Below are 26,390 nucleotides of genomic sequence, written 5' to 3' on the forward strand. Positions count from 1 at the left end.
CTTATTCCTCTCCGCAGGCGTGTTTGAGTTGTGCAATTGCCGCCTGATAATCAAATTTGGACTTAACTTGTTCGGCGCGCGCGCTGGTCAGGGCCACCTGAGCGTCGGTGACCTCCACCAAAGAGGCGGCACCAAGGCGGTAGCGTTCGCTGATCAGTTCCAGGCTCTCCGCAGCTTGCTTGGCAATTAGATCTGTAAGCGAGAGGAGTTGCCGTGAGCTGTCGAGTTGGCTTAATGCCGTCTGGAGCTCTTCGTAAAGGAGTTGCTCAAATTCAACCGTTTGGGCTCGTGCGGAACGGAGTTGGGTGACGACTTCATTGATCCGCCACGTCTGCTGCCGTCCCGTAAAGAGCTGGAGTGAGCCCTGCAAGGCGGCGGACCAATTCCATACCAGCGGGAACGATGAACCGCTGAGTCCATATTTTGCCTGCAATCCGATGTCAGGATACAGAGCGGCAATGGCCTCATCCACCGCTGCGCTGGTAACACGTTCCTTGGCCTGCAAAACCTTTAATCGGGGGTGGAACTGCCGCGCGCGCCCCATGAGTTGATCTGCGGGGCAGGTTGTAAAAATGCCAGACAAGTCCGGCAGGATTTTATAGCCCGGGTCGGTTGCCAATCCGAGACTCCGGTTCAGCGAACCGCGGGCGGTCACAACCTCATTATGGGCTTTGATTCGGGTCAATTTCGAATTTCCCAGATCCACTTCGGACTTGGTCAGATCATATCGGGTGCGTCGCCCGACTTCTATGAATGCCTGGACCTGATCCAGATGGACTTGATTCTGGCGGACGGCCTCAATGGCCACCTGTTCTAATTCGAGGGCTTTCCCAAGGTTTAGAAAAGCGCTTCGGGTCAAGAAGGCGATATCACTTCGTGTTGCCCTCAGATTCTCTGTAGCCGAGATCAGGTTGGCATAGGCCTGTCTGACTACCGCAGGGGTTTTGCCGAAATCATACACCAGCAGGTCGAGCCCCACCGATCCATTAAATGAGTTGTGCCTGCTGGAACTCCCCGGCTGGCCTGTCGTGTTTGCTGTGGAACGGGTTTCCCCTATGCCTGTGCTGATTTTAGGCCAATAGGCGGCTCGGGCTTGATAGACGCGGGCGGTTGCGGCGGCAAGGCTTTGCTCGGCTTGAAAGATCTGGGGGTGGTAGGTGAGGGGAATTTCCAGCGCGCGCACCATGGTTAAGGTTGTATTGGACGAAAGTCCGACTTCGGCAGGTTGCAGCAGACGTTCTCCAGGAAGCGCTCCTTCCCCTTTTTGAATATTGCGCGCGTGTTTTACGGTTGCACAGCCAGTTGTAAAGTACGCATTTCCCACGATCAGGAGGGGCAGAAAGAGAGTTCTCAATGATAAATAATTATTCATGAATTGGTGATCTATATACCTCTAAACGGATAATTGCATTATTTATTGTATTAAATTTTTGGGATTCTATCTGCTTGACCATAGTGGGGTGAGGCAGGCATTTTAATGGACATGAAAACAGACTCTTTTTCTCGTCCGGATTGGGATCATTATTTCATGAATATCGCCCAGGTGGTTGCCACCCGCGGGAACTGTTGCCGGCGTCAAGTGGCGGCTGTCATCGTCAAGGATCAGCGCATTATTTCAACTGGGTATAATGGCACGCCCCGGGGGGTAAAGAACTGTTTTGAAGGGGGCTGTGAACGATGTGCCGGGACGGCGCCTTCCGGGACTGCTTTGGGGGATTGTATCTGTTGTCACGCCGAGGAGAATGCCATCACCCAGGCGGCTTACCACGGCATTGCATTACGGGGCGCCACCATTTTTTCGACTTTGAGCCCTTGTCTGACCTGCGCCAAAATGATCATCAATGCTGGCATTCTGGAAGTGGTCTACGAGAATGAGTATGAATTTAGCACTCAGACTCGGTCACTGCTGCATGAGGGCGGTGTGCGGTGCAGGAAATTGGGATGAAACAGGTTATTGGTTAATTGTTATAGGTTATCAGGGAAATCTCCAATCACCGATAACTGCTGACCAATAACCTTACATTTATTACTTCACGGCCGGTGTCGCGACAGGCGCGGACGGTGCCACTTTGGGCGGCTCTGGGGCAACGGGGGCGGCCACGACCGGTGCTTCAGCTTTTGGGGCCTCGACCTTTGCGGGCGCAGGAGTGATGGTCACGGTCACGGGTACCGCTGGCTTTTCGCCCACAGGGACATCCACCTTAGGTGGCAAGGGCATTTCGCAATTAACAGGTTCGATTTTCGCTTTGGGTTCCTCGGCCTTGATCATGATGGGGTCTGCGATTGGCGGGTTAGGGGGAAGCACCACCGATTCGAGCTTGTTGGGTGCCAGATCCTTTTCTTTACCAGGCGCACCCCAGCGACCATAGCGGCGGAGTTCGGTGTTTTTGTCCTCAATCTTCATCCCGTACGTCTCGGCCAGCCACTTCCATTGATAGGTGCTGAAATGCAACACATTACCAACTTGGTTGATAATGGTGGCGATATCCAGTGTGGTGATCCGGTTGAGGTCCTTATACCAAGTGGGACCATCCATCATTTTGAGTGGCAATGAGGACGCGTCACCGAGCAGGAAGACGTGTTTGGGATCGCCTGACATGAAGCGCCCTTCCACATAATCATCCATGCTGATTTGGATCCATTCCTGACCATTCCACGCATGAAGAAGCGGAGCGGGAAGGGAGGGACTGTTATTGTAGGTCACGAGGCCGATCTCTTTACAGCGGGAGATTTCGAAGGCCAACTGGACCATGCGTTTGCGGGCGGGTACCACCATAATGGACTCCGGGGTTGCGGACCCTGCCCACACGCAATCACTGGTTGCCGCTACGGCCAACAAAATCAAACCCGAACTCAATAATTTATTCATTCTCATTGTTAGGCACCTTCCATAAATACATATACGATCAAATCTATCTATCCCGCCACGTGAACGCAATCCTATTTGCCCAGGATTTTTTTAAACTCTGCCGTGAGCTTGGGAACAATCGTGAACAGATCTCCAACGATCCCATAGGTTGCCACCTTGAAAATAGGGGCGTCCGGATCCTTGTTGATAGCGATAATGATATCAGAGGACTGCATTCCTGCAAGGTGCTGAATCTGGCCGCTGATACCGACCGCAAAATAGATTTTAGGGCACACGGTTTTTCCTGTTTGTCCGACCTGATGTGAGTAGGGTATCCAATTGGAATCCACCGCGGCGCGCGAGGCGCCAACCCCTGCGCCCAACACATCAGCCAGGTTCCGCAAGAGTTTGAAGTTCTCCACGCTCTGAAGTCCGCGACCACCCGACACGATGATATTGGCTTCCGCGATATTCATTGTCGATTCGACTTCGGGAATGAATTTCAGGCGGTGTGCCTTCGACTGGAGGAGCACCTCGGCGATAGCTTCCATTGAGATTTCCCCCTTGTGGGTGGGGTTCGCAACGGATTCCTTCATGACTTTATGCCGCACTGTTGCCATCTGGGGTCGGGACGCCGGCGTCTCGATGGTCGCCATGATGTTGCCACCAAAGGCAGGCCGGGTCTGAAGCAGATTCAAGGTTTTCGGGTCAATGGCGAGTTCGGTGCAGTCGGCCGTCAGACCGGCGTTGACCTTGACCGCCACACGTGACACCAGGCTGCGGCCGATGGTCGAAGCCCCGCACAGGAAGACATTGGGTTTGTGCCGATTCACCAATTCAATCAGGACGTTTCCGTAGCATTCATCCTGGAAATAGGCCAGTTCGGGACGATCCACCAGATAAACCTTATCCGCACCGCGAGCAATCAAGTCCTGGGCCTTGCCCTGGATGTTGCTTCCCAGAAGAACGGCGCAGAGCTTCATGTTCAGCGAGTTAGCCAGTTTACGGCCTTCACCGAGCAATTCGTAGGTGATGGACTGAATATCGCCATCATGTTGTTCTGCGAAAACCCAGACATCTTTGAAGGCGTTTAAGTCGATGCCGGTGCTGGCTTTTTCCTTCATCCAGATGGCGTCAAATTTGCAGGCGACCACGCAGGCTCCGCAGAGGGTACACTTCTGGAGGTCGATGACGGGGGCCGTTTTTCGCTCGGCCTGGGTAATGGCTCCAAACGGGCAGGCTTTGACGCAGGCACCACAGAAAACGCATTTTTCGGTAATTTTGATGGGATCGCTCATGATGATAGTCCTTACTGCGCGGCGCCTAAAACGGCGTCTTTCATTTTGGCTACGATTTCCGGAATAAACTCATCCGGGTCTCCTTGAAAAATTTGTCCACCCTTCCTTGGCGCCGGGGTGAAAATTTTTACAACCTTGGTCGGTGATCCGTCCAGCCCGAGGCACTTTGGGTCGCCATTGATGTCGGCGGCCTTCCAAGTCTGAATCACGGCTTTTTTTGCGGCCATCTTTCCCTTTAGGGAAGGCAGACGCGGCTCGTTGATTTCTTTGACCACGGTGAGAACGCAAGGCAGTGGGGACTGAATGACTTCATAACCATTTTCCATGAGGCGTTCCGCCACGATGGTTTTTTCGTCCAGCGATTCAATTTTACGGACGTAGGTGATCTGAGGGAGATCCAGATGGACGGCGATGCCGGGGCCCACCTGTGCGGTGTCGCCATCGGAGGCTTGTTTTCCGCAGATAATCAGGTCATAGGTGCCGATCTTTCGGATGGCCATGGACAGTGTGTAGCTGGTGGCCCAGGTATCGCTACCAGCGAAGGCGCGATCAGAGACCAGAATACCGTCATCAGCACCCATGGCAATGGCTTCGCGCAAAGCGTTCTCGGCTTGAGGCGGCCCCATGGAAAGTACGGTGACCGTGCCGCCGTGCAGGGCTTTGAGCCGTAAGCCTTCTTCAATGGCGTACATGTCGAAAGGGTTAATGATGGAAACAACACCATCACGCATCAAGGTGTTTGTGGCCGGATTGATTTTTACATCCGTCGTTTCCGGCACCTGTTTGATACACACAATGTATCGCATAATATTCTCCTTAGCTTTCAGCCATGATTAGAATCAAAAACGGTTTATGATTATAGAGATAAGAAAGCGGGATGCAAGGGAATAGCGTCAGAAAAATCCAAGGTTATCAGTTATGAAGTTATTTGTTATGAGGACACCAATAACCATGAACGAATAACCAGTAACTTTCTTCTCAAAGCCTCGGCAGCGGGCAATCCAGGGCATCGGCGACGGCCCGCAGTGCGTCGCGTTCATCGGTGGTAATGGTCCCGTCGGTGTTGATAGCAGCGGTACAGGCGGCTACCAGTTTCTGTTTCACCGGCGGGATGGTGTCAACCAGTCGGTCCAAAGCCTTGTCCATATCTTTAAGTGAGGCTGAGTCGGCGGGAAGAAGGCGAAGGTTCATGGCGCCCAGTTCTTGACAGCCTGCCAGAAATGCCTGCGCCGCCATCGCGGGGGTGGTGGACCCAAACCAGGCGAGGGCGGACAGGACGGTGGTCACCTCGTTGGTTAGGGTATTAAAAGAAGTGATGCGCGCCTTTGACGGTTTGGCCAGGCCGAATTGTGTGTCCAAGTGACGCAGAACCATGCGAAGTAACATATATTCGAAAAGAGAGACTTCGGAGTCTGTCGCCACAAGTTCCATAATGGTCTCACGGAAGAACCGATATTGAGGAAGATCCAGATGCTTAAGACTGCCAACTGCAATTTCCACGAGTGGCTGACGCAACCCGGTCGACAGCGTTCTTAAATCTCCCTCCATATTTTCGATGTCAAAATTGAGTTCAGTCGGAATCCGTTTAGCCAGATAAACGAGCTGCTGCTGACGTATCTCCGGCTTGGTATCCAGAAGGATGGCGTATATCACGGCTTGAGCCATCGTGGGCTGATGGGCGGCTGTTCGCAAGGTGGCTGGGATGGCGTCGAGTGCTTGAGTGGAATGAATCAGGCTCATAGAGGAAAGTGTCCCCGCCTGCTTAACGATCTGAGCGGGCGTCATGGGCGGAAGCGGGGGTGGGGTAGGAAGCGGGGAGTTGAGAGCGGGGAGTGCCGAGTCAGAAGCGCTGAAGGCGGAGATGGTCTCGTTTTGGGCGTCGCTGGAAGGTCTGGTAAGTTCGCCTGTAAACTGGGGGTCAAGTCGCCGGATACGTTCCGCCAGGGGCGGGTGGGTTGCAAGCAGGCCAAGAAATGGGGACGCGATGCCATTGGCGAAAAAGAGATGACTGGCGGCTTCCGCTGAGGGGGCGACTAATCGGGAGCCTGTGGCAAGTCCGCCGATTTTTTTCAGTGCGCCCGATAAACCGGTCGGATTGCGGGTGAATTGAACGGCACTGGCGTCGGCTAAAAATTCCCGTTGGCGCGACACGGCGCTTTTGATGAGGCGGGCAAAAAAGACGCCAATGTAGCCGATGATCATCATGGCCAGCCCGAGAAGCACTAGAACGACGAGGGGATTCCCTTTTTTATCACGGGAACTGCCGTGTGAAGTGGTGCTGCCCAGGATCCGGAACATGAAATAGCCTGTTATGGCGATCAGAAGAATACCGTGAAGCACCCCGATCAGTCGGATGTTCAAGCGCATGTCGCCGTTAAGAATATGACTGAACTCGTGGCCGATGACTCCCTGCAATTCCTCTCGATTGAGTTGCATGAGGGTACCCTGGGTCACGGCGATCACGGCATCCTTGGTCGAGAAGCCTGCGGCAAAAGCATTGATTCCCTCTTCTCCGTCCATGACGAATACCCTGGGAATCGGGGTGCCGGAGGCGATCGCCATTTCCTCGACAACATTCAGCAGGCGCTTTTCCTGGAAATCCGTGGTGTCAGGCGCGATCGGTCGGCCGTTCAGCATTTCGGCCACGGCCGCACCTCCTGCGGACAGGGAGGCGATTTTATAGAGGCTGCCGGAAAGAATGATGGCCCCGGTGCCCAGAGCCACGATGCCGAACAAGTTGAGATCCCAAAGGGCCATCCAATTGAAAGGTTGATCAGGAACGGCGGCTGCGTCATAATGAAATATAAAGGCCGTGATGAAGTAGAGAGAAACAATGATGAGCACCACGGCGAGCAAATAAAACGCAATCAAGCGGCTTGTCTGCCGCCGCGCAGCTTCCTGATATTCAAAGAAGTTCATGGGGTTACTATAGAGACAGAATAAATTTTGTCAAAATTCAGATTGAACAAGGTGAGCCAGTAGTATATAAGTCCCCCTCTCTTCGAGGCCGGAGTGGCGAAATGGCAGACGCAGTAGACTCAAAATCTACCACCTTCACGGGTATCACGGTTCAAGTCCGTGCTCCGGCACCACCTTAAAAACCCTTCTGAACATGCATTTTGATCAATGAAATCAATAGTTTCGCGAGATTGAAGGATTTTGGCTTTCGCCGCTTTTCGCTCTTATCCGCTTTTTCCGGGGAGTACGTTTTGAGGTCGACAAAGTAATCATAAAGTAACCATAAGAAAAGATCTCGGTTTCAATCTACCATGATCTACTATGATCTACTTTGATCTACTCATTGAGTGCAGGGCTTTGCCCGAACTCAGGCAATCAGTGCCACAACATCAGTGTACCGGAACCCCGCGGCCCGTTTGCGGCCGGGCAACTTCACCTTGAAAAGGATCCCTTGCTGGGCAAGTTCGTCCACTGTTCGTGCCGAGCGCCCCAGAAGTCGGGCGGCTTCAACTCGTCTCAATAACCGATTCTCCGCTGGTGCGGCAGGTGTGGTTTCAACGTTCCCGCCGTTTCGCAAGAAGGCGAGGAGGTTGGCTCTGTCGGCTGGCGTTGCTTGGGGGTCAGCCTTTACCGTGGCCTTGATGATTTCAATTGTTGATAAGGTGAATTTCATTGATTCTTTCTTTCCTGCGACCTCATTCGATGTTCCGTTCGTCCGGTCTGCTTCTATTGCCACCACTTAAACCAGGTGTACCACGAGGCCGTGACGCCAATGAACCGGGTGCCTGCCTGCAGGGCCGACATCCGGTAGGCGCGCTGAGTTCTGTAGAACCGGGCATTTGCTTCCCAACCGCCGTTGCCGGTTTGCCAGTCGAAGTCATGCCGCAGGCAGGGCGGAAAGTATTTCGTTGGCCAGTACATTTCGGACACGCAGGTGCAGCCATCGCATTTTTCAAACCAGTCCCACTGCTTTGAATCCAAGGCTTCCCGGATCAGGACCTGTATGTCATGGGGAACACTCAGAACATCAAAGGATTCGATAATGCGGTGATACTCGGTCGCACGGTTCAACCCGCCATCTTTCGCCCCGCCAGTGGCATCTTGGCACTGTTTCCTTTTGCCCCCGCATCCACATGATTTGTTTTCATCCCTCATAACTCATTCTTCATCCTTTCCTTAATCGTTCTCCTTATGCCGGATGCACGGGCGCTCTTTCAGGTTGGCTGCCAGTTTCATGATGGCGTCCGACAATTTATCCAGCCGTTTCCCGAACTGGCAGCCCTGGCAGTAGATGATCCAGACGCAGAAACAGCACACGGCGCCCAGGATAGCCACCAGCGGCCAGCGACCGATCACGTCGAGGCTTTCGGAATCGGGCAGGGCGGCCGCCGTGGTCGCCCCCAATGCCGCACCGCCCGCCACTAACGCTTCAATTTTTCCTATCATCTTCATGCCCTCCTAAAATCGAGCCTCATACTCGAACCTCATTCCCCTCACATATCCAATGCCGCCCGCTGTGCCCCCTCCGGGCGCATTGGTGGGAATTACCCAGTATTCCATGTCGATCAGACAATCATCCGGAGCGGGAACATATGCCGTAAGGGTAGCCGTCGAGAGGTTTGTCAGGCTGGTACTGGCTTGGAATAATCCGCTCGTGACACTTGTCCAGGCTTTCAAACCACCCGCACGCCACCGGCAGGCCATGGCATAGGTGCCGGGTGAAGTGTGGTATGTGTACCACCGGAAAGTCATGTTCGAGGTATAACCCTGGGGCGTTGGGCTTGAGATCGGCCCGGCAAAGTCAGTGCGGGTCTTGTCATGTTTTGTGAAAACCGCCTGACCGTTTGGATTGGTCAACGTCTCTTTCGGGCAGGAGTAAAGATAGTCGGCCGGGATCCAGCAGTAATGGTTCGTTACGCCACTCAGGGTCGCCGCCACTACGGTACCCGTCGGGGTTGATGTCACTCTGATATTCTCGCCGGCCCGGATTGGAAGGTTGGTGAGCCAGTTAAATGAGATCGAATCGCTCGCCCATTCTGCAGGTGCGCCATCGATCACCCAATGTTCCTGCTTGGGCTTTTTGCCGGCTTCCGCAAAGCAAAGAATCGAGGCGAGAATCAGTCCGCCAAAAATCAACGCCGCGTATTTCACGTCAGTTCCCTTTCCTGATGATCTGCACCTGGGCGTTTGTCACCGAACTGGTTAACAGCAGGACATCCCCGAATTCGAAAGGGTATTCAACTTCGGGTACCCAGATGACCGTACTGGCATTCGTTACAGGGAGATTTCCAATCAGGTAGGTGTTTCCCTGGCTCACCCGGGAAACCGTCAGGGTTGCGTTCGTGTTCGATGGAAACTTCCATAGAACCGTCACGGGCATCCATACAGTATTAACCTGCTGGTTCGTGAGCATGATGAGAGAGCCGTTCAGGGGATAGGTTTGCGCCCAGGGTGCCGCGTAGGCTGCACCGGTTAAGAACAAAAAACCCAAGATTGCGATGATGCTGTTTTTCATTTTGCCTCCTGCCGATGACCGGCCTTCCAATAGAAAACAGAAATCAACGCCTCACGGCCGGCTAACATCCGGATCCAGCACGTTTGTCACGCTGCCGGCCACGAAAACCAACTGCGTTCCGCCCAAGATTACGAATTTGCCAACCGCTCCCAGGGCATACTCATTCGCGGTCACGGTCTGGAAACCGGGACTAGTCCCGTTTGTGACGGTGGCCCGGTACCGTGCATCGTTCGTGGAGACAAAACCCTTGATGGCGCCGGGATAGATTCCGCCGTTGCCGTCGACTACCGGGTGCCCATGGAAATGGAGCCACCCGTTGCTGACGGCCGTTCCCCGGCCCAATTCAACCGTGTCAGTAAAGCCCGCAGGTATGGCGGCAACCACCCCGCCTTCCTCACCTCCGCCCAGGGCGACATTCCCAAGGCCGTTACCAACGGCATAAGCCCCGATCCCGACCCCGTAGGAATACCCACTGGCCGAGACCCCGACGGCCACGCCGTAAGCACTGCCGGCGGAAAAGGAACCAACTGCAGCGCCATATGCCCCCAGGGCGCCATAACCGATCGCCGCGCCGGCAGTGCCGTCGGCGGAATACCCCACGGCTGCCCCGGAGAAGGCTCCAACGGATTCCTGACCAACCGCTACCCCGTAAGAGGATCCATCGGCAATCAGGCCCAGTGCTGTGCCGCTTTCTGACCCGTTAGCCTCACGCCCGAGCGCAGTGGTCTCCTCGGTTACCCCGTATCCAAAGGGCAGGGGAATACCCGTCAATCCTGACGCATTTCCGAAGAATCCATCACCCATCGCCCAGAACGCGCCAGCCGTTACTGACTTCGTCCCGTGCGACCCAAGATCATCACCCACCACAATGGACTGACTATTGCTCACTGTCCCGGCCCCCAGGAGGATTGATGCGTGGGCGACATCCGTGATGACCGCCTTCTGCCCGCCCGATAGGTTCCCCAGGAGAAGAGAGCCTTTTCCCCGGTTCGTCACGGTCGCCAGCGGCCCGAAGGAACCAAGGATGAAGGCCCCTTCGCCGTTCAGGAATATCTGCCCATCGTTTTTCCCCCGGAACTGCGAGCCCGGCCCGCCAATCCACATCCAGCCCGCATTGTCCCCGGCAAATTGGTAGGAATTTCCATTCGTGACAATGGTTCCGCTATTGTTCCCGCTCATAGGCTCATAAGTCGTGAAAGTCTGAATCACAAATCCCTGCTGTGTCGGGTTCAGCCACCCAGCAAGACAACCGCTTACGAACGCAACCACCAGGCACAAGGCCAATAATTTGACTTTCATCCAAAACTCCGTTTCCCTCACGTTCATCGCTATTAATCCTCTATCGCTCTCTCCGCCGCCGGCTGAAACCGCGGCGTTCCTCCATCTCCAATCGTATCCACCGCCCGGATCTTCCCTGTCTGCACCATCCGCAACCAAACATTCGCCTGGGTAATGAGGCTGTAGACCTCTGGCGCGAACTGGACCCCCATCTCCATCCCCAGATTGAAGATCACCATGTCGAGGGCGTGCCGGAATCCAGACACCGGCACCTTGGTGAGATCCGGATCCATCACATACCAGGGGTAGACTTCAATGACCTCGCGGAACATATTGACGGTTTCAGCCACGATCTCGCCGAGACGGTTTGTCTTGGTCGGGTTTGCATCCACCCAAGACCGGTACAGGTTGCCCATATCAGTGGGCAACGCATTCAGCACCGTCTCGCTCGTCAATTCTTTCCACCCGCTCATTGTTCACTCCCGTAAACAAAATCGGGGACTCGGCATCACCCGAGCCCCCGCGCTTGCTGTTTTTGCCTTTCCCTCTCCCTGGGAGGGGAGAGGGTCAGGGTGAGGGTCGCTTTCCTCTCCCGGTCTATGGTCTGTAGTCTGAGGTCTGAAGTCTCGTTGCCGCCTACGCCGCGGCAACGTTCAGGCGCACGCAAGCCGCGCTATTCGTGACCTTCACGTCTTCAGACCAGTCGAACTTTGCCACCTCGACACGGCCGTCGTCCCGCATGTAGGAGCCCGGCACCATGAACTTGTTCATGAGACGGAACGTCTTCATGAAACTCGGATCACGGCGACTCGGCGCATCCTTACGGGCGAAGATCAACACTGCGGTGTCCAGCAGGAAGTTGATGTCCTCCGCCTTCCCCGCCGGGTTGGCATCATAAATCATGTAGGATGTGCGGACATCCGGCGTTCCGATGAACATCTGACTTGCCGATTGCTCCGTCGGTACCGCCAGACCCAGATCGCTCTTACTGCGTCCATTTCCCACGACGAATCGTCCCCGCACCTTGGCCTGATTCTTAAAGATCTTCCAGGCAGCCGCCCCAAACAGGATCCCGACCCCCATGAGGCTGCCGTACTTCGCCGCCTTGATCACCGACAGGATAGCGTCATCCACGTCCATGATCGGGTCCGCAGCGTCGTTCCAAGTCAACCCCGTTCCTGCTCCTACGGCCGCCAGGGCCGCATCAATGACGGCCTTCTCATGAGAAAGAGCTGCCACTTCAGCAACCGCTGTGGCGCCTTCCCGGAGCATATTCTCAAGCCCTTCGGCCTCCAATTGCTCCAGATTATCCACCGGATAATCCAAGGCATGCGGCTCGCAGTTATAGGTGGCATCGGTTGCCTCGAACCTCAACTCCGACGCCCGACCACCCATTGTCCGCAGGGTATTGGGGAGATGAAACCGATTCTTCTCCGTGTAGGATTTGAACCGGCCCACACTCGTTGCCACTTCGATCGTCGGCGCCAGAAAATCCGCCACCGGCATAATCGCACTCTGCGCCGCACCCTGGGCAAACTCCCGCAGGGTAGGGGACGCACTCAAATCACTTAATCTGCTCATCCTTCACTCCTTCTTTCTTCAATGTGGGAGGGGCACTCCGTGCCGCGACTCCCTCTTTATCTGCCTACTGCCAACTGCCCACTGACTCGTTACGCTACCGCGATGACGACATTCCCGATCGCTGCCGGCCGGGCCAGCACCAGCTGCCCGTCAACCCCCGCCTCCTCCGCGACCGCCACCCCGAGATACGTCCCAGCCTCCGCCGGCAACGCCTGAACCTTGCCGTTGTTCGCTCCTGCACCCACCATGGCAACCAAGGTGTCCCCCGGGTTGCAGGTACCCACCAGAACCAGCCGAACATTTCGGTTCGGTTCAAGCGGGCGAACAGACGCGAGTTGCGAAGGCGCCACACCTTCAATCACCACGTACAACGGGCGTTCACCCGCAAATTTAACGAGATCAACCGCCGGTCCAAATACATCCGTCATCTTTGCGAGGAACCCATTCTTCCCCGTCAGATCTCCACCAGCCTTAACCCGAATATCCCCAACCCTCGTATTACTTTGACTCATGTCTTTATCCCTTTCGTAATCGTAATCTTAATCGTAATCCTAATCACACCCACTGACCCGGCCTACTGGCCAATGATCTCCCGCTCCGCGCGCCTGAATGCCACCCCGAACGGAATTTTCTCAGCGGCGACGATCTCATGAGCCCGGTTCCTGATCTTCACGGCCTTGCTGTCGCCATCCGCCCCGGTCTGGCCACCTTGGTTAGGCGGCACCGGCCGGGCCGTCACCCGGTTGTGCAACGGCTTCCGGGTTTGAGGTGTCTCTTTCCTTTCATCATTCATACTTTTACCTTCATCATTCAGCCGGACGAGGTCCCCGAGTACGGCGATGGTCCCCGCCCGGTTCTGAATCAACTGTTCAGTCCAGAACGGCTTTGCCGTTTCGCTGATAACTCCCTCGAAATCGGCTAGATGCCGGTTCACCAGCTCACCCTCGACCGCTTTCAGGTTCGTCACCAGAGCGTCATGCTTCCCCTGGAGCGCCGTAAGCGAGTTCTGCAACTCAGTTACTGCGACCGCAGTCAGCAATCCGCCCATCTTCTCCAGAATCAACGCCTCAGTGGCGTCCGCCGCCAACCCCAAATGATTCACCAACTTTTCAATCACTGCTTTCATGTTTGCTCCCTGATGATTTTTCGCCCGTACATTCATAGTTTGAAAATCAACGGAATTGAAATTGCTCCCCTCCTTGGAGGGGGTGGGGGTGGGTTCTTCGATTTTCTGCTTACTGCCCACTGCCGACTGCCCACTGTTCGACAAGGGCACCATCCCCTTGAGATTCGGATCATTTGTCACCGCCGCGTTCAGGATCCGGACCGGCCTTACACGGCCGTCACCCAGGTCAACGCAGTCCGACCGTGCCCAAACCGGTGACAGAAACCGATACCGCCCGCCCTTTACGGCCTCTTCGCCCAAATCCGACCAGCGAATCTGTGCCCACAATCCGGCAGCAGCCGGATTGTGCCGCGGCGTAGCCCCTTCAACGGGCGTAGCCGGGCCACCTTCTTGGTCAATGAATTGGCCCCGGCTTTCAAGGCCCAGAATCCATCCCGCAGCCTCTGACCGTTTCTCCCCATCGAGGGAGAAATGGTCAAAATCAATCAACAGTCCAGGGAAGTTGGGGGTATTGGCATCTGCGGCAAACCGGGCGGCCATGGCAATACAGGCCTCTTGGTCAATTACTTGAGTTATGCCGGCCCCGGCATGGGGGAATTCGCCAAGTGGCGCAATTTGGTACCAACCATCTTCAGGCAATGCATAGGCCCGATTGAGGATCAGTGTATTCATGAAACCACCCGCCTGCCCTGCGTCCTGTCCGCCATAGCCTTGGCGACGGCGGAAGCCCTCTGAGCGTAGCATGGGTCATCGGGCAGTCGATAATCTCGATTCAAAATTAAATAATTCATGGGCCTCCAATAGATGGGCGGAAATCAACGGCTTGCCGGTCAAAAGTAGTTGCGCTTCCGCTTGTCGACCTTGAAAAGCTTTGCAATACTCGGCGCGAATTATTGCCCGCGCCTTCTCGAACTGTAGGGTTCAAGGCGAAACATGACGGGGATTGGGCAGCAGAGTTCCACGATCCATATCGTGGGTATTTTCAGGAAAGAGGAACATGACTGATAGTGTTACATTGCCGGACAATGGTGACTTGTTGCCGACAAGGCGACCGTGCCTGTATGTATTTCTTGATGAGGGGGGCAATCTTGATTTTTCCCCTAGTGGAACTCAATATCTATCCCTCAGTTCCATTTCTACCGTCCGCCCTTTTTTCTTTGATCCGCCATTGATTGAACTGCGGTACGACCTAATTGAGTCTGGGCTCGATATGCCCCGGTTTCATGCCGCCGAGGATCGGCAAGTTGTCCGCGATCAGGTGTTTCAGTCAATTCTTGCCCACAATGGTCAGATTCATGTGGATTCCATAATTGTGGACAAGACACAACTCCCCGACGGCATGAAAAAGGTAGAACATTTATATCCGGTCGCGCTTACCCAGTTATTGAAAGAACTGGTATTGCCCAACTATAACCTTGGGCTTTATGCAGAGGTGATAGTGATCACGGATACACTGCCGGTGGATAGACGCCGCAAAGCGGTTGAAAAGGGCATCAAGCAGACACTCGCAGCAGCATTATCAGCGGGAACACGTTACCGCATTTATCATCACTCTTCGGCATCCTGTATGGGACTACAGGTCGCCGACTACTGCAACTGGGCGATCTATCGAAAATGGCAGTCTGGCGACGCCAGAAGTCATAATACGATTCAGCGGCTTATTCGCCATGAGCGGCAATTTGCGTCAGAGGGGTAAATGCTGGATCCTGAAAAAACGACCGCCTTGACTACCCTCGCGGGAGAACCCCATGGGTTCTTGTCATCAAGGCGGGACCTTTTTTAATTTTTGTCAGGCTTGGCTCACCACATCAAACTCAATGTTTCACCCGACGGAAAGTATGATGCGTTACTCGGCAGAAATGCGCAACCAAATTCTGATTTCAAATTCTGATTTCATTGCGCAGATTGAGAAGATTGAGAAACGCCTAATAAATGACTCTTTTGACTCACATAATCGTTCCATAATCGTTTCATGTTGGGGTGGGAATCGTTTCATTTTTCGGGAAATAATCTGCCGTATGTGCGAGTCGATAACCCGTCTTTTCGGACAGTTCCTCCACATCCATCCTCACCCCCGCCTTCGCCAACTCCACAGCATCCTTGACCACCCGTGACACCTCATCTGCAGCCGGCGGGGCAAACTCGAAATAGGCCAGGATCGGCTGGTCGGGGAAATACTCTCTCAGCAACGGAGTATCGAATTGCTCCTGGAATAACCCGCTCAGCAGCGCCGCATCGCTCCGGGCGATCTGGAGGAAGGTATCCGAGTGAGCATTGCCGGCCAGGGTGCCGGATCCCGACTCCGCCAACATCGTTAACAGGCCACCTGTGGCGGCCAGGGTAATCTGACGGTCGATATAATCAATGTGCTCCAGGAACGGAGGCTTATTCCCACCACCATTCACAAATTTCACATCACTGCCGTGGGGCAGGTACCCCCGGCCATTCGACATGATCTCTTGGGCGACGGCGTGGTACTCCGCCTCCTTCGTCTCCGGTGTATTCGGCGGCCCGACCAGAAATATGGACGGGATCCCATAAACCTCCAGGAAGGAATCCCAGTCCTTTTGACTCAAATTCTTCCGTAAATACAGCACCGCCAGCATCCTATTCAAGGGCACGGATTCAAAAATCAGAAAGTTCTGAAAATCAACGGACTCACCCCGGCCAACCCCACTTTTCGCATCCTGGTTGTACTCCCAAGCCCCAAATAACCCATCACGAACCCAGAACCATTGCTCCACCGGCTCCAGCCGTGTCACCATGCCCGACGGCGCAATATGCTTTTCCAGATGAGCATACCCCCTGAATAACCCGGAAAATATAAAAGACACCGCGTCCCGGAAATTGTCGATCCGGTCATAGGCCTCGCGCAGGAAAGCGGCCTGTTCCTTCGCGAGGCTCTTGTCAATCCACTCATCCGCGTTGACGCGGATATCCCAGTCACATGCCAGCAACGCTGCCCGCCGGCGCTGAATAACCGCGTGGATCATGGCATCCGACCGCTCCATGTAATGGTAAAACCATTGCAGATCGGCGTAGGCGCCACGTTCGCCGGCCTCCAGTAGAGAAATCAACTTTGGCAGGCTCAATCCCCGCAGGGGATTGTATTGATCCCGCCAAGTATGGTTTTTGATGTTGTAAGCCGTGATCATAATTCCTTTGAGATAGTTGAAAAATCAACGCTTTGAGTTAGTGAGCAGGGGCAGTGTGACAGCCTCTGTATTTTTCTTGCGAGTTTGTAGCGTATAAGCTACATTTAAACCAATGAAAGAGCGGGAACTCCGAGAATATCTGACAGAGGCGGGGCATAACCCCTTCCGGGAATGGCTTCACTCCCTGCGGGATGTGCAGGGCCGTGCGCGGATTCGCGTCAGGCTTAATCGGGTGCGTCTCGGTAACCTCGGCGATTGCAAGGCAGTGGGCGAGGGTGTCATGGAGTTTCGTCTGGATTTCGGGCCAGGATACCGGGTGTATTTTGGGCAGGCAGGTGACACACTGGTCATTCTGCTCTGTGGCGGTGACAAGCGAACCCAATCGCGGGACATCGCGACCGCGAAACAGTATTGGCAATCTTATAAACGGAGGACATCATGAGCAAAATAACCACCAGTTATCACGAGGGGCTGATGAAGGACCTTGCCGACCCTGAAGAAGCGGCAGCCTATCTCAATGCTGCGCTCGAAGAGGGGTCTCAAGAGGTCTTTCTGATGGCCCTTCGGGATATCGCAGACGCCAAGGGCATGGCACGGCTTTCCAAGAAGGCTCACCTGAATCGGGTGAGCCTGTATCGCATGCTTTCCGGAAAGGGCAATCCCCAACTGTCCAGCCTCGCAATTATCCTGAAAAATATCGGACTTCGACTTGCCGTTGAGGTGCGAGAACCTAAAGTAGCATGATCATTACTTACGGACGCGGACGCCGAAAATACCGAAACTCAACACTGGCTCAATGATCAGTGCTGCTCCACGCTGGTGTAGCCAGTAGGCCGTGATCACTGTTGACTGCCTACTGGCTTTCTTGCTGCAAACTGCTTACTGCCCACTGGCTTGAATCACTTCCGGCCTTACAATCTCCGGGCTTACCGTCCGGGGCTGTTCCAGCGCCTTGCCCAGCATCTGGTTCCCGTAGTAGAACCCGAGTCCGAACTTGGCGACATCCGTCGCTCCGCCAATTGCTTTCTCCAGCACCCCCGGCTCCCTGGGGATCGCATTCAGCGGCGGCAGGATAGACGATACCTTCATCTCATTGACCCCAGTCGCAGAAATGGTCATGTTCGATCCTTTGATCGTGACCAAGTCAACCGTCCGGGGTTGACTGTAATAACTGTCCAGCCCCTTATTGACGTCCACCTTCTTGAAGGCTGACGCGCACCCACCACAAACCAAGAACCCGGAACATAGACCGACGAATAGATAAGTTTTCATGTTGATGTCCTCCAAGAAAGGGTGGGAATCAACGGGGGGAAGTAAATCGAAGGCAAGAAGAAAGCCCAATAAACCATCTATCGTTAATCACAGACGAGATCAAGTCGGATTGACCTTGTGTAATCGGTCTGCTATCTCTCTCCTGAGTTAGTCATTCCGGGTGCAGGTGCTAAATAGGAAACCAAAATGAAGTATTTGGGCCAAATATGATAATATACTGGGTAGCTATCATTGCATCCGCCGCTTTGACGTCCTTTGTGGCAAGTTGGATCAATCGCCGAAAGGCCGACTTCATAATCGGCAGCACACGAATCCGATGGGAAACAGCGGCAGCAACAGTCATCTTTGCCGGAGTCATACTTGGCTCAATGGCGTCTCAGTGGAATTCCTCGCAAAATTCACGTTTTATAAAAGCACAACTGAGCCGAATGATGGAAATGCTTTCCGATATCCGGCTTCTTCCATCCACCGAGATTAGCTCCGGAATAGGGGCATTACAACACGGCATTATTGCCGAAATAGCACCTCGCGATCCGAGCTACGCCCGCCAACTCGCAGCCACCGTTGATGGTTATAAAGAACCTCAAACGACACCTCCAAGAGGTGACTTACCCCCCATGAAAACAAGAAAGGAAACTAGTACAACGGCAATGCGAAATTCACGGCCTACGGGTTCAGTAGGCAAAATCCAAAAGGGGGAAAGTGACGGAGACCCTCTTGTAGAAGTCGGTGGTCATGCCAGTCAAACGAAACAGGAGATTATCGACAGTCTGCGTCAGGGCGGAATCGTGATTAGAAGTAATGGAAGGCCGTATGTCGTGCCTCCCGCAACCACCCAAACTGCCAAGGAAACAAGCCAGGCGGCAGTGCCAGATGCAAGTAATGGTCGACCGTATGTCGCACCTCCGGCAACCACCCCGGAAACCCAAACTGCGGTGAAAACGAGTCTATCGTCAGTGCCAGATGCTCGCACCGATGAGATCAGACGTTACATAGCGGGGTCGTGGTCGCAGACAATTATGTTCAACGAATCGCCGTTCACGGCGCCTCGTAGGCCCCCGCCAAAAATTTTGCGGTTTGAGACGAATGGAATCGTGACAGCCCTATACTCCGACGACTCGGGTTTCGCTACCAACATCGTGTCCCGTTACTTCGCTGAGTACAACGGTATGCCCTCTAACCATCAGTTCTCTGTGAGCATTCCACCGTCGAGGTTCGCTCCCTATCCCGTTTTCTTGTATGTCGATCTCGCTGACAAAGCGGCGAATGAAAAGGCCGTCGCAGGGCAGTTACGTGGTAATCTGGGCGACGGTAGGCCTCTCCGGTATGTCCCTGTTGAGTGAATATCAGAACTGCCCAAACGGTCTGCCACGAAACGCAACTGCGCATTTTTAGCGTATCGATCGCCCCACTAACATCCTCTCTCTTTGCCCCACCCGTACCCTTGTCGCCTCACACCTCCCACTAAACGCCACCATCCTCCCGCTACTCGCCACCTCCCACCGACCATGGTTGGCGAGCGCCAAGGCCATCACACAGTCATCATGCTACCCCGACAAGGCCGTAACCACTCTGACTTCATCAACACAGTCACATGATAGTTAAAGGGAAAGCATTGACGGCAACGAAGACGATTTCTAGACTACATTCAGTCAGGCAGATGTCTGATGAAAACAAGAGCCGGACGGTCTTTTGGTTTATGATTCCGGAAATCCCGTCATGGCGCTCAATATATGCTCGGATATGGGAGATGATATGAACGACGTAAGAGAGGCACTAGCGCGATTCGAGTCAGCCGTAGTGCCGCTAATCGAGAAGGCGTTCCAGACGTTACTTGAGGAGAAGCACCTGTATCAGTCGGTCGATCTCGCCGTTGCGGATATGTCCGACTTCATCGAACAATTGGCACAGAAGCGACGGAAAATGGAAGCCCAAGTTATGCCTTCGCTAGGGGGCGGAGGAAGAACTTCGCGACCGCAGTCCAAGGAAGAGATCATCCGTGAGTTCACGCATCAAGCGGAAGGGTGTCTGCGTCGGCTTCCTTACCTGATGATGCAGGAAAAAACCAATCCGCTCGGCAAGCCAGATACCAATCGAGTGGCGAATATCGTAGTTTCCGTGCAGACTGTCAGGACGTTCTGCTCTCACCAAGGGTGCGGTGGCTTATGGCCTCACAATCCTTGTCATGATCCATCCGTCCTCATTCCTGCGTCCCTGTCGGGGACGGACTTGCATCAGGTGTTTCTTCTTCGCTATCAGTGTCAGAACTGCAAGAAAGACCCCGTCACCTTCCTCGTTAAGAGAGAGGGCTTGAAACTTTCCCTAACCGGTCGATCTCCCATCGAGGAGATCGAAGTACCACGATTCGTTCCAAAGGAGTGCCGCAAGTTCTACAGGGGTGCCGTGCTCGCCTTCAACTGCGGAGCACACCTGCCCGCGATCTTTATGCTTCGCACGACCATTGAGCAACAAATGCGCAGTGCAGTCGACGCCAGAGATAAAAAGATGACTGGCGACGAATTGACGGACGCCTACGCAAAGACGATCCATGCGGACTTCAATGCGCGCTACCAATCTCTGAAGCCGGTCTACTGTGCATTGAGCGATGCAATTCACTCAGCAAAGGACGATGATCCGGAGTTGTTCAAGACTCAGTTGAAAAAGGTGCTTGCGCATTTCGAGGCAAAGGAAGTTTTCGCGCGGCTCGCAGCGCCAGAATGAAGACAGGTGCGAACAAGTGTGTGATGTCTACTTGCCTCCCGTGGCTGGTGGATCTCGGCTCACGCAGGACGACAGACTTCCTCAGCAAGGTTCTCATACGCCTCGCGCCAGAAGTCGCGCTGTTGTCGTATAGTCGCCTTGTTCAACTCGCCGTCGCACAGCGCGGCAGAATTACTTCCGTCGGTGTGCCAGTACATGACGTTCACCCCGGACGGCGATCCATGCGTTTTGCGCGGTGCAGCGACACGGACTGACCGTCCGCTTTTTGCGTGGATCATGACTTCTCCGCCAATGCAGTCCCTCAGTTTCATTGAATCTTCTCCTTCACCCAACCAACACCCGCTCCCGCTGTCTTCCCTTTGCCCTAATCCGCCCACCGCCAATCGCCATCATCTTCCCACTACTTTCCGCCTCCCACCGGCCATGGTTAGCCAGGGCCAAGGCCATCACGCAGTCATCATGATACCCCGACGGGGCATTATATGTGATCCCGCCTGACGGTGAGATTTCATACTCATACCGCTTCATTTCGGCTGTAAGAATATCCCAATCCTTCGCGTTTTCTCGTGCAAACTCTTTTCTCGGTCCCGACCAGGAAACTTTTCTTTGTTCAACTGCGACAATCAATCGCTGAATTATCGCCGTCTTACTTGCCGATGTTAACTTGAACCCCTCAATATCAGCATACTTCTGTTTCAGGTCGTCATATATCGGATCCCCGACGCCTGTGGCGTCTAAAATCAACCGGCCCCGGTATTTACGAGCGAAGCCTAGTATCCGTTCTTTCTGGATAGGCCAGTCCAGTTGATTAAACCGCTCCATCGCGAAACATAGGCCCGTCTCTGCATCCATGGCAATAAGGACAGTCCAATCCGTATGCTTGGCCACGTCGCAGCCAATCACCACATGCCGGTGATACGCCTTGCTGTCCAGTGCCCACTGTTCACTGCCCACTGTGCAGGCGTCGACGTTCCGGAAGACGCCTGCTGAGTCTTCCATAAATTCAGCCATGTATTCTTGTCGGAATACATCTTCTGGCAGGGTCCGGCGTGCCTCATCCCATTCCTTTGCCGGAAAATATGGTGATTCCTTACTCGGGAACGTGAAACTCGCGTAATCCTCTTCATGGGGATCCATGCCCCGGGTGTATAGGTCATAAAACCAGTTACGGCCTTTCGGCGTGCTGACAAATACCGCCCAGCCTAAGGTCTGGGCAATGGTTGGACGAAGCACATAATTCCACACATCCGGCGAAATCATAGCCGCCTCATCAATTACAATACCCTGGAATCCGAACCCACGGATATTATCCGGGTTATCGGCGGACAGAAACCAGATCCGGACCGGCCCTGCATGCCCGGTAAACTCAACCCGTGTCGGGGCACGACCGGATATCTGGATAAATCCATCGGCAATGGTACGAAACGCCTCAATCCCACGGTCGGCGACATTATAGGTTGGTGCGATCCAACCATAATCACCGGCTTTTTCACACCCGCCACGATCCAATAACTCTGCCGCCAGACATAATGTCTTCCCAAACCGCCGCCCGGTACACACCGTCCGGAACCTTTTCTTACGCGCCCTATGAATCGCCTGCTGTGCAGGGTGGGGGAGATAATTGAACACGAAGGCCATAGGTTATGTCACCTTTGTGGATTCAACGGCCTTGGCGTCAATGATTGCACACTCTCCCTGGGAGGGGAGAGGGCTGGGGTGAGGGTTGACCGGCAACACGCCGAGCAGACTCTTCCACTGGATCACCCCTTCACGGTCAAGCGACAGCTTCGCCTCCCTGGGGAGCAGCGGCATCACCACCGTCTTGAAGAAATACACCGGATCCTTCAGCAGATCTTTCTCCAGCGCGTCCATCAGCGCCTTCTGGTTCTTTTTCTTGGCCAGCAACTTATCCAGGCTCGCCAGAGCCATAATACGTCCGCCATACGACCCTTTGGGTCGCCCTACGGGGTTGCCTGATTGTCCTGATTCGAAAATCATTATCCACCCTTGTTGTATATTTCATCACGCCATCTGATAGATGGGTGAAAATCAACGGGAGGGCGAACAGGTTGTTGGCTATTCTTTGGGGCACCTTTGCAATTGAAATGGGCGGTTCGCCTACCAATTTGCGGGTGGATGCATGCAGATGACCAACACTGAGGAACTAATACGGGCGCTGAGTAACCTGCGCGGGCGGTAAGGGTCGCGAGTTTACGATCATTCCTCTCATCCCCCTTGGTGTGCCCTTTTTTCTTTTTCTTCCTCGATTTTCTTCAAACAAAACTCGCCGAGCGCCAGATTCAGATTATGGACCCACTGCGCAGTGTCCTGTGAATCCCTCCAGAAATCAACGAAACGGTTGTCGTAGTAATTATTCTGGAAATGGAAAGTTCCATTACGAAAACGACGTAGCAACTCAACGTTCTCTGACTTAAGCAGATTATCGACCTTGATATCATGGAGCCCAAGCTCCCGGTAACCTTCGACGACGACAAAGAGTGCTCCATACCAATGGGACATGAAGAGCCCCAGATCGCTCGCCCAAGTGATCTCGTCCGTCACTTGGTTTTTATTGATTGCCTCCGTGAACAACCCTTTCAGTCGGGTTGCCCAAATATAGTACCTATGAAGGCTTAGAAAATATCCATAGTTTTCCATTACTTTTTTACCCAACGCCCACCGTGAACTTCCCCGTGTGTTGTGTTGCGATCGTCTCAGGCATGTTGATGGTTGACAAGAGCGCCGTCTTCAATGCCTCATGAAGGGCATGTTCAGCGGACCACATTTCCGAGAAGTCTGTCGGGGCGTGAGGTTGTGACGCATCCGCGAACTTCTTGATCAAAGCAATCGCTTTGCTCTGGAATTCACGGGCTCGGTCGACCACGGATTCCGGTAGATGCGGTATGCTGCAAGCGATGATATGAGAAAAGGAATCATAGGCTGCGTTAGATGCCAGAATGGCTTCGTTGTACTGCTTCTCGCCTGGTGGGCCGAATTTGTCTGCAACTCCTCGAGATGAGTGCAGCGATGTCGCGGATTCGCTCAGTAACGATGCGCGTTCCGCCATTTTCTCGATTGCTTTGAGACGAGCATCCACCAGCTTTTCCACGACTGCTCCGCGCGTGTGCGCGATTACCTCTGACAGAAGAAAGGCATCTTCCCGTGCATGGCGACGCTTCTCGATCCGTTTGGCAAACACGTCTGTAACCCGCGCCTTGATATACTCACGGAAGATGAACCCCAGCGTGGCTGCCATGAACGCCAGAATTCCCCCGACTTTCCCGATGATGTCAATGAATGTATCCATTTATGTCTCTATCTTTCAATGTGCCCAACGTTGGCGTTCTTCCTTGAGCAGCCGGTTCCGAACTGCAAATTGGGATCGACGCGTTTTTGTGCCGAAGTTCATTTCGTCTGTTGTCTCTTCATCCTTCGGATCAGATCCACGAAGAAAACATGTTTGCCCCGGAACCCAACGGTCCATTCTGAAACCTGACATTGGTTCAGATTCTGCTGTTCGAGGAACTGCAGGCCTTGCCAGACCGTGTCCAAAACCTTGAGAACATCAGTTCGATCGACTCGAATCGGCACGACGTGAAGTTTTAAGTTTATTGTTCTGCGCGTTCTTCCATCGACACACTGCGGGTATCTCTTTTTGTCGCCACTGAATGGTGCCTTCTTTGCACTCGTCAGAGCCATTGGTGTGAGGTCATTCCAGTAATAGTCAATTTCCCAAAGATGGTTGTGTATGATACAATCCCTAAGTACATAAACCTCGGTTAGGGCTGTAAAGCATCTGAAAGTGGGGTACAAAGCATGCAGGAACTTCAATGCATGTCGATTTGCCGGATCATTAGCGATTGGGGTGTTGCGGTTGAGATACCTAGCACGCATCGAATACGACTCGAAACAGGCGACCATGAGAAGGCAGATAGCCGTCGAGTATCCGTTTTCGGACTCGCTGGTCTGAACTTGGTTGATGGATTTTCTGCTCGGCTTTGAAAAAAGTGTGTCCAAAAGTTCTGCAATGGGTTGGAGGTATGCTGCACCGATGATTGAGACCAGATTGCTGTGGTGTGTTGCTTTCATCGGATTCATTTTTTTGCACAACTTTGATGTTGACCGGTACGCTTTAGCGTGTGCGGTCAGACGGCCGGAACATTGTTCATTTGAGCATTTTGCCAATGGTGTCGGACAGGAACCCCTTTACCGAGTCCAAGTTCAAGATGTAACCTAACGCCACGAGCAAGATCGAGTATAGAAGGAAAAAAATCTTCTTGCTGATTGCGAGAACTCTTTTGTGCGGTTTTTGGCTATCAATATACTCACGGCCTGCGTCGCGAATGCCAGTAATGCATGCCGTGCCGTACTCGGAAACTGAGCCCATCACCAGGCCTTTCGCAAGCAACTCAACAGCAAGTTCATTCGCCAAGCGGTCTTCATGATAACCGAGGGCGGTGCCTTCAGCTATTTTGCATGCCTCCCGCAGAATTTGCCGTCTAATTTCTTCTTCCTTTTTCATAATTCAAAACAACATTGAGACACAATGCCTTGGGTTTGTCGGCACTATAATGCCAAGATAAAGTGTCGGTCTACTGTTTTTCTGTGGATGATAAATCCGAATTGAATACCGCTACGCCCTGACACGGAACCTGCTTTGAAAGGCCAGGTTCCGCGCCAGGGCTCCGCTCAACCGGAAGCGCTACGCTTCCTTACATAAACCGCTCCCCCCGTAAAGGGGGTCGCTGTGGTCCAACACGGATCCGGCAACGCGGACACCGGCTATGCCGGCGACCACGTTACCTCCGCCGTGAATACGACCTGCCGGACCCGCTTCGGACGGCCAGCGACGGCCTCTACGCGGCCGGCGCAGACCGCCCTCAGCACATGACTCCCTATTGACCATAGATCTTCGATCCAGGTTGGACTCTCTATTGACCGCTACGCGCATCGAGTGTCACTTGCGCCTCCGCGCGCCGGTCGTACAACCTTCCTTCGTCAGGTTGGCCGCCCGTCTCGCTCCAGCCCAAGCACCACTCCATTGCGCTCCGCCATACAATACAAACCGGAGTGCTGCCTTCGTGTGCCCGTTCCGGGTCTCCGCTCGTTCCTCGCTCCCCACCCGGACCGGTCACACCAAGGCAGCCCCATCACACCGCGCCGGACAGCCGGTGCGGAAAGCTACGCGCAAGGAGTGCTGTCTGTTCCGCCGTTCGGACGTCATTCCCGGATCCTCCTATCGTCGGAACCGAAAATGCCGTCCTCACTCCCCCACAGCCATCTCTCCATGCGCTCCGCCATACAAACCGGTGTGCGGGGTTCAATCCGTCCGGGTCGAGGCGCGTACCGCGCTGATCTCGCCCCGGTCGGATTCAACACCGCTCCATCTCAGCGCGCCGGGAACCGGCGCTCAAACCGCTACGCGGCCTTCGGTCACTCTATTGTCTTTTCAATGACCATACCGCTACGCTACGCCTCCGTCACGGCACCTGCTTCAAAAGGCCAGGTGCCGCGCCGTCAGCTACGCTACGCGGCCTCCGGACTCTCTATTGACACCCTATGGACCCAAGGCGCTTCAAAGGGCCGTTCGGATCGCCGCTTATTGTTCCAACTTTCACCCATGAAGCGTCCGCTTCGC

General features: G+C 54.1%; 32 protein-coding genes and 1 tRNA gene. 9 read left to right on the forward strand and 24 right to left on the reverse strand.

Translation table 11 applies throughout. From position 1 onward, the window contains the following. Window position 1 precedes the first annotated feature (1 nt). Entirely contained in the window at window positions 2-1,372 is a 1,371-nt protein-coding gene (locus tag WCI03_04005) for a TolC family protein (GenBank protein ID MEI8139013.1), read from the reverse strand. 111 nt (window positions 1,373-1,483) lie between these two features. On the opposite strand from WCI03_04005, the gene WCI03_04010 reads away from it, so the two are divergent. Beyond that, the gene (locus tag WCI03_04010) at window positions 1,484-1,945 is read left to right on the forward strand and encodes a dCMP deaminase family protein (protein ID MEI8139014.1); all 462 of its coding nucleotides are present in this window, start codon (window positions 1,484-1,486) and stop codon (window positions 1,943-1,945) included. An 81-nt stretch (window positions 1,946-2,026) separates the two neighbouring features. Here the strand turns inward: WCI03_04010 and WCI03_04015 are convergent, their stop codons facing one another. From WCI03_04015 to WCI03_04030, 4 genes are all read right to left on the reverse strand, one after another. Then, on the reverse strand, window positions 2,027-2,869 hold the full coding sequence (locus tag WCI03_04015) for a hypothetical protein (GenBank protein ID MEI8139015.1): 843 nt from the start codon (window positions 2,867-2,869) through the stop codon (window positions 2,027-2,029). 71 nt (window positions 2,870-2,940) lie between these two features. Then, entirely contained in the window at window positions 2,941-4,146 is a 1,206-nt protein-coding gene (locus WCI03_04020; protein ID MEI8139016.1) for an electron transfer flavoprotein subunit alpha, read from the reverse strand. Between the two features lie 11 nt (window positions 4,147-4,157). Then, complete coding sequence (locus WCI03_04025; GenBank protein MEI8139017.1) at window positions 4,158-4,952, reverse strand: electron transfer flavoprotein subunit beta/FixA family protein; 795 nt, start codon at window positions 4,950-4,952, stop codon at window positions 4,158-4,160. A 172-nt stretch (window positions 4,953-5,124) separates the two neighbouring features. Beyond that, on the reverse strand, window positions 5,125-7,065 hold the full coding sequence (locus WCI03_04030) for a M48 family metallopeptidase (protein ID MEI8139018.1): 1,941 nt from the start codon (window positions 7,063-7,065) through the stop codon (window positions 5,125-5,127). An 87-nt stretch (window positions 7,066-7,152) separates the two neighbouring features. Here WCI03_04030 and WCI03_04035 point away from each other — a divergent pair. Then, window positions 7,153-7,238 (forward strand) — tRNA-Leu (locus WCI03_04035). 233 nt (window positions 7,239-7,471) lie between these two features. Here the strand turns inward: WCI03_04035 and WCI03_04040 are convergent. From WCI03_04040 to WCI03_04085, 10 genes are all read right to left on the reverse strand, one after another. Continuing rightward, complete coding sequence (locus tag WCI03_04040) at window positions 7,472-7,777, reverse strand: hypothetical protein (GenBank protein ID MEI8139019.1); 306 nt, start codon at window positions 7,775-7,777, stop codon at window positions 7,472-7,474. A 53-nt stretch (window positions 7,778-7,830) separates the two neighbouring features. Beyond that, window positions 7,831-8,259, reverse strand: a complete 429-nt coding sequence (locus WCI03_04045; protein ID MEI8139020.1) for a hypothetical protein — start codon at window positions 8,257-8,259, stop codon at window positions 7,831-7,833. Between the two features lie 21 nt (window positions 8,260-8,280). Next, window positions 8,281-8,556, reverse strand: a complete 276-nt coding sequence (locus WCI03_04050) for a hypothetical protein (protein ID MEI8139021.1) — start codon at window positions 8,554-8,556, stop codon at window positions 8,281-8,283. Window positions 8,557-8,562: 6 nt separating this feature from the next. Continuing rightward, window positions 8,563-9,255, reverse strand: coding sequence for a hypothetical protein (locus tag WCI03_04055; GenBank protein MEI8139022.1), 693 nt, complete (start codon window positions 9,253-9,255; stop codon window positions 8,563-8,565). 1 nt (window position 9,256) lies between these two features. Further along, the gene (locus WCI03_04060; GenBank protein MEI8139023.1) at window positions 9,257-9,619 is read right to left on the reverse strand and encodes a hypothetical protein; all 363 of its coding nucleotides are present in this window, start codon (window positions 9,617-9,619) and stop codon (window positions 9,257-9,259) included. A gap of 51 nt (window positions 9,620-9,670) precedes the next feature. After that, window positions 9,671-10,918, reverse strand: coding sequence for a hypothetical protein (locus tag WCI03_04065; protein MEI8139024.1), 1,248 nt, complete (start codon window positions 10,916-10,918; stop codon window positions 9,671-9,673). A 32-nt stretch (window positions 10,919-10,950) separates the two neighbouring features. Then, window positions 10,951-11,370, reverse strand: coding sequence for a hypothetical protein (locus WCI03_04070; GenBank protein ID MEI8139025.1), 420 nt, complete (start codon window positions 11,368-11,370; stop codon window positions 10,951-10,953). 163 nt (window positions 11,371-11,533) lie between these two features. Beyond that, complete coding sequence (locus WCI03_04075; protein ID MEI8139026.1) at window positions 11,534-12,478, reverse strand: hypothetical protein; 945 nt, start codon at window positions 12,476-12,478, stop codon at window positions 11,534-11,536. Between the two features lie 89 nt (window positions 12,479-12,567). Further along, window positions 12,568-12,990 carry a hypothetical protein gene (locus WCI03_04080; protein MEI8139027.1) on the reverse strand — a complete coding sequence of 141 codons (423 nt, stop codon included), beginning with the start codon at window positions 12,988-12,990 and terminating at the stop codon, window positions 12,568-12,570. Between the two features lie 62 nt (window positions 12,991-13,052). After that, window positions 13,053-14,348, reverse strand: a complete 1,296-nt coding sequence (locus WCI03_04085; protein ID MEI8139028.1) for a phage protease — start codon at window positions 14,346-14,348, stop codon at window positions 13,053-13,055. Between the two features lie 253 nt (window positions 14,349-14,601). On the opposite strand from WCI03_04085, the gene WCI03_04090 reads away from it, so the two are divergent. Beyond that, complete coding sequence (locus WCI03_04090) at window positions 14,602-15,300, forward strand: DUF3800 domain-containing protein (GenBank protein ID MEI8139029.1); 699 nt, start codon at window positions 14,602-14,604, stop codon at window positions 15,298-15,300. A 274-nt stretch (window positions 15,301-15,574) separates the two neighbouring features. Here the strand turns inward: WCI03_04090 and WCI03_04095 are convergent, their stop codons facing one another. Further along, entirely contained in the window at window positions 15,575-16,759 is a 1,185-nt protein-coding gene (locus WCI03_04095) for a DUF935 family protein (protein ID MEI8139030.1), read from the reverse strand. A 112-nt stretch (window positions 16,760-16,871) separates the two neighbouring features. On the opposite strand from WCI03_04095, the gene WCI03_04100 reads away from it, so the two are divergent. Together WCI03_04100 and WCI03_04105 are read left to right on the forward strand one after the other, a co-directional pair. Continuing rightward, window positions 16,872-17,201 (forward strand): type II toxin-antitoxin system RelE/ParE family toxin, encoded by a 330-nt coding sequence (locus WCI03_04100; GenBank protein MEI8139031.1) that lies wholly within the window; start codon window positions 16,872-16,874, stop codon window positions 17,199-17,201. Continuing rightward, window positions 17,198-17,503 carry an addiction module antidote protein gene (locus tag WCI03_04105; protein ID MEI8139032.1) on the forward strand — a complete coding sequence of 102 codons (306 nt, stop codon included), beginning with the start codon at window positions 17,198-17,200 and terminating at the stop codon, window positions 17,501-17,503. The genes WCI03_04100 and WCI03_04105 overlap by 4 nt, the downstream gene beginning before the upstream one ends. A gap of 135 nt (window positions 17,504-17,638) precedes the next feature. Here the strand turns inward: WCI03_04105 and WCI03_04110 are convergent, their stop codons facing one another. After that, the gene (locus WCI03_04110) at window positions 17,639-18,031 is read right to left on the reverse strand and encodes a hypothetical protein (protein ID MEI8139033.1); all 393 of its coding nucleotides are present in this window, start codon (window positions 18,029-18,031) and stop codon (window positions 17,639-17,641) included. Window positions 18,032-18,648: 617 nt separating this feature from the next. On the opposite strand from WCI03_04110, the gene WCI03_04115 reads away from it, so the two are divergent. Together WCI03_04115 and WCI03_04120 are read left to right on the forward strand one after the other, a co-directional pair. Then, the gene (locus tag WCI03_04115) at window positions 18,649-19,374 is read left to right on the forward strand and encodes a hypothetical protein (GenBank protein ID MEI8139034.1); all 726 of its coding nucleotides are present in this window, start codon (window positions 18,649-18,651) and stop codon (window positions 19,372-19,374) included. A gap of 412 nt (window positions 19,375-19,786) precedes the next feature. After that, window positions 19,787-20,752, forward strand: a complete 966-nt coding sequence (locus WCI03_04120; GenBank protein MEI8139035.1) for a hypothetical protein — start codon at window positions 19,787-19,789, stop codon at window positions 20,750-20,752. 59 nt (window positions 20,753-20,811) lie between these two features. Here the strand turns inward: WCI03_04120 and WCI03_04125 are convergent, their stop codons facing one another. The 7 genes from WCI03_04125 to WCI03_04155 all read right to left on the reverse strand — a co-directional run bounded on the left by WCI03_04125 (window position 20,812) and on the right by WCI03_04155 (window position 25,274). Further along, complete coding sequence (locus tag WCI03_04125) at window positions 20,812-21,063, reverse strand: hypothetical protein (protein MEI8139036.1); 252 nt, start codon at window positions 21,061-21,063, stop codon at window positions 20,812-20,814. 13 nt (window positions 21,064-21,076) lie between these two features. Next, entirely contained in the window at window positions 21,077-22,390 is a 1,314-nt protein-coding gene (locus WCI03_04130; GenBank protein ID MEI8139037.1) for a terminase family protein, read from the reverse strand. Window positions 22,391-22,393: 3 nt separating this feature from the next. Then, window positions 22,394-22,750, reverse strand: coding sequence for a hypothetical protein (locus tag WCI03_04135; GenBank protein MEI8139038.1), 357 nt, complete (start codon window positions 22,748-22,750; stop codon window positions 22,394-22,396). 228 nt (window positions 22,751-22,978) lie between these two features. Then, window positions 22,979-23,425, reverse strand: a complete 447-nt coding sequence (locus WCI03_04140; protein ID MEI8139039.1) for a hypothetical protein — start codon at window positions 23,423-23,425, stop codon at window positions 22,979-22,981. Continuing rightward, the gene (locus WCI03_04145; GenBank protein MEI8139040.1) at window positions 23,418-24,059 is read right to left on the reverse strand and encodes a hypothetical protein; all 642 of its coding nucleotides are present in this window, start codon (window positions 24,057-24,059) and stop codon (window positions 23,418-23,420) included. Before WCI03_04145 ends, WCI03_04140 begins: the two co-directional genes overlap by 8 nt. 98 nt (window positions 24,060-24,157) lie before the next feature. Next, entirely contained in the window at window positions 24,158-24,850 is a 693-nt protein-coding gene (locus tag WCI03_04150; protein MEI8139041.1) for a hypothetical protein, read from the reverse strand. A 67-nt stretch (window positions 24,851-24,917) separates the two neighbouring features. Beyond that, window positions 24,918-25,274, reverse strand: coding sequence for a hypothetical protein (locus WCI03_04155; GenBank protein MEI8139042.1), 357 nt, complete (start codon window positions 25,272-25,274; stop codon window positions 24,918-24,920). A 225-nt stretch (window positions 25,275-25,499) separates the two neighbouring features. Between WCI03_04155 and WCI03_04160 the strand changes: the two genes are divergently transcribed. Both WCI03_04160 and WCI03_04165 read left to right on the forward strand, forming a co-directional pair. After that, the gene (locus WCI03_04160; protein MEI8139043.1) at window positions 25,500-25,643 is read left to right on the forward strand and encodes a hypothetical protein; all 144 of its coding nucleotides are present in this window, start codon (window positions 25,500-25,502) and stop codon (window positions 25,641-25,643) included. 363 nt (window positions 25,644-26,006) lie between these two features. After that, on the forward strand, window positions 26,007-26,390 hold a 384-nt coding region (locus WCI03_04165; GenBank protein MEI8139044.1), incomplete at its 3' end, for a hypothetical protein.

The sequence above is a fragment of the bacterium genome (assembly GCA_037143175.1).
Classification (GTDB): Bacteria; Verrucomicrobiota; Kiritimatiellia; order CAIKKV01; family CAITUY01; genus JAABPW01.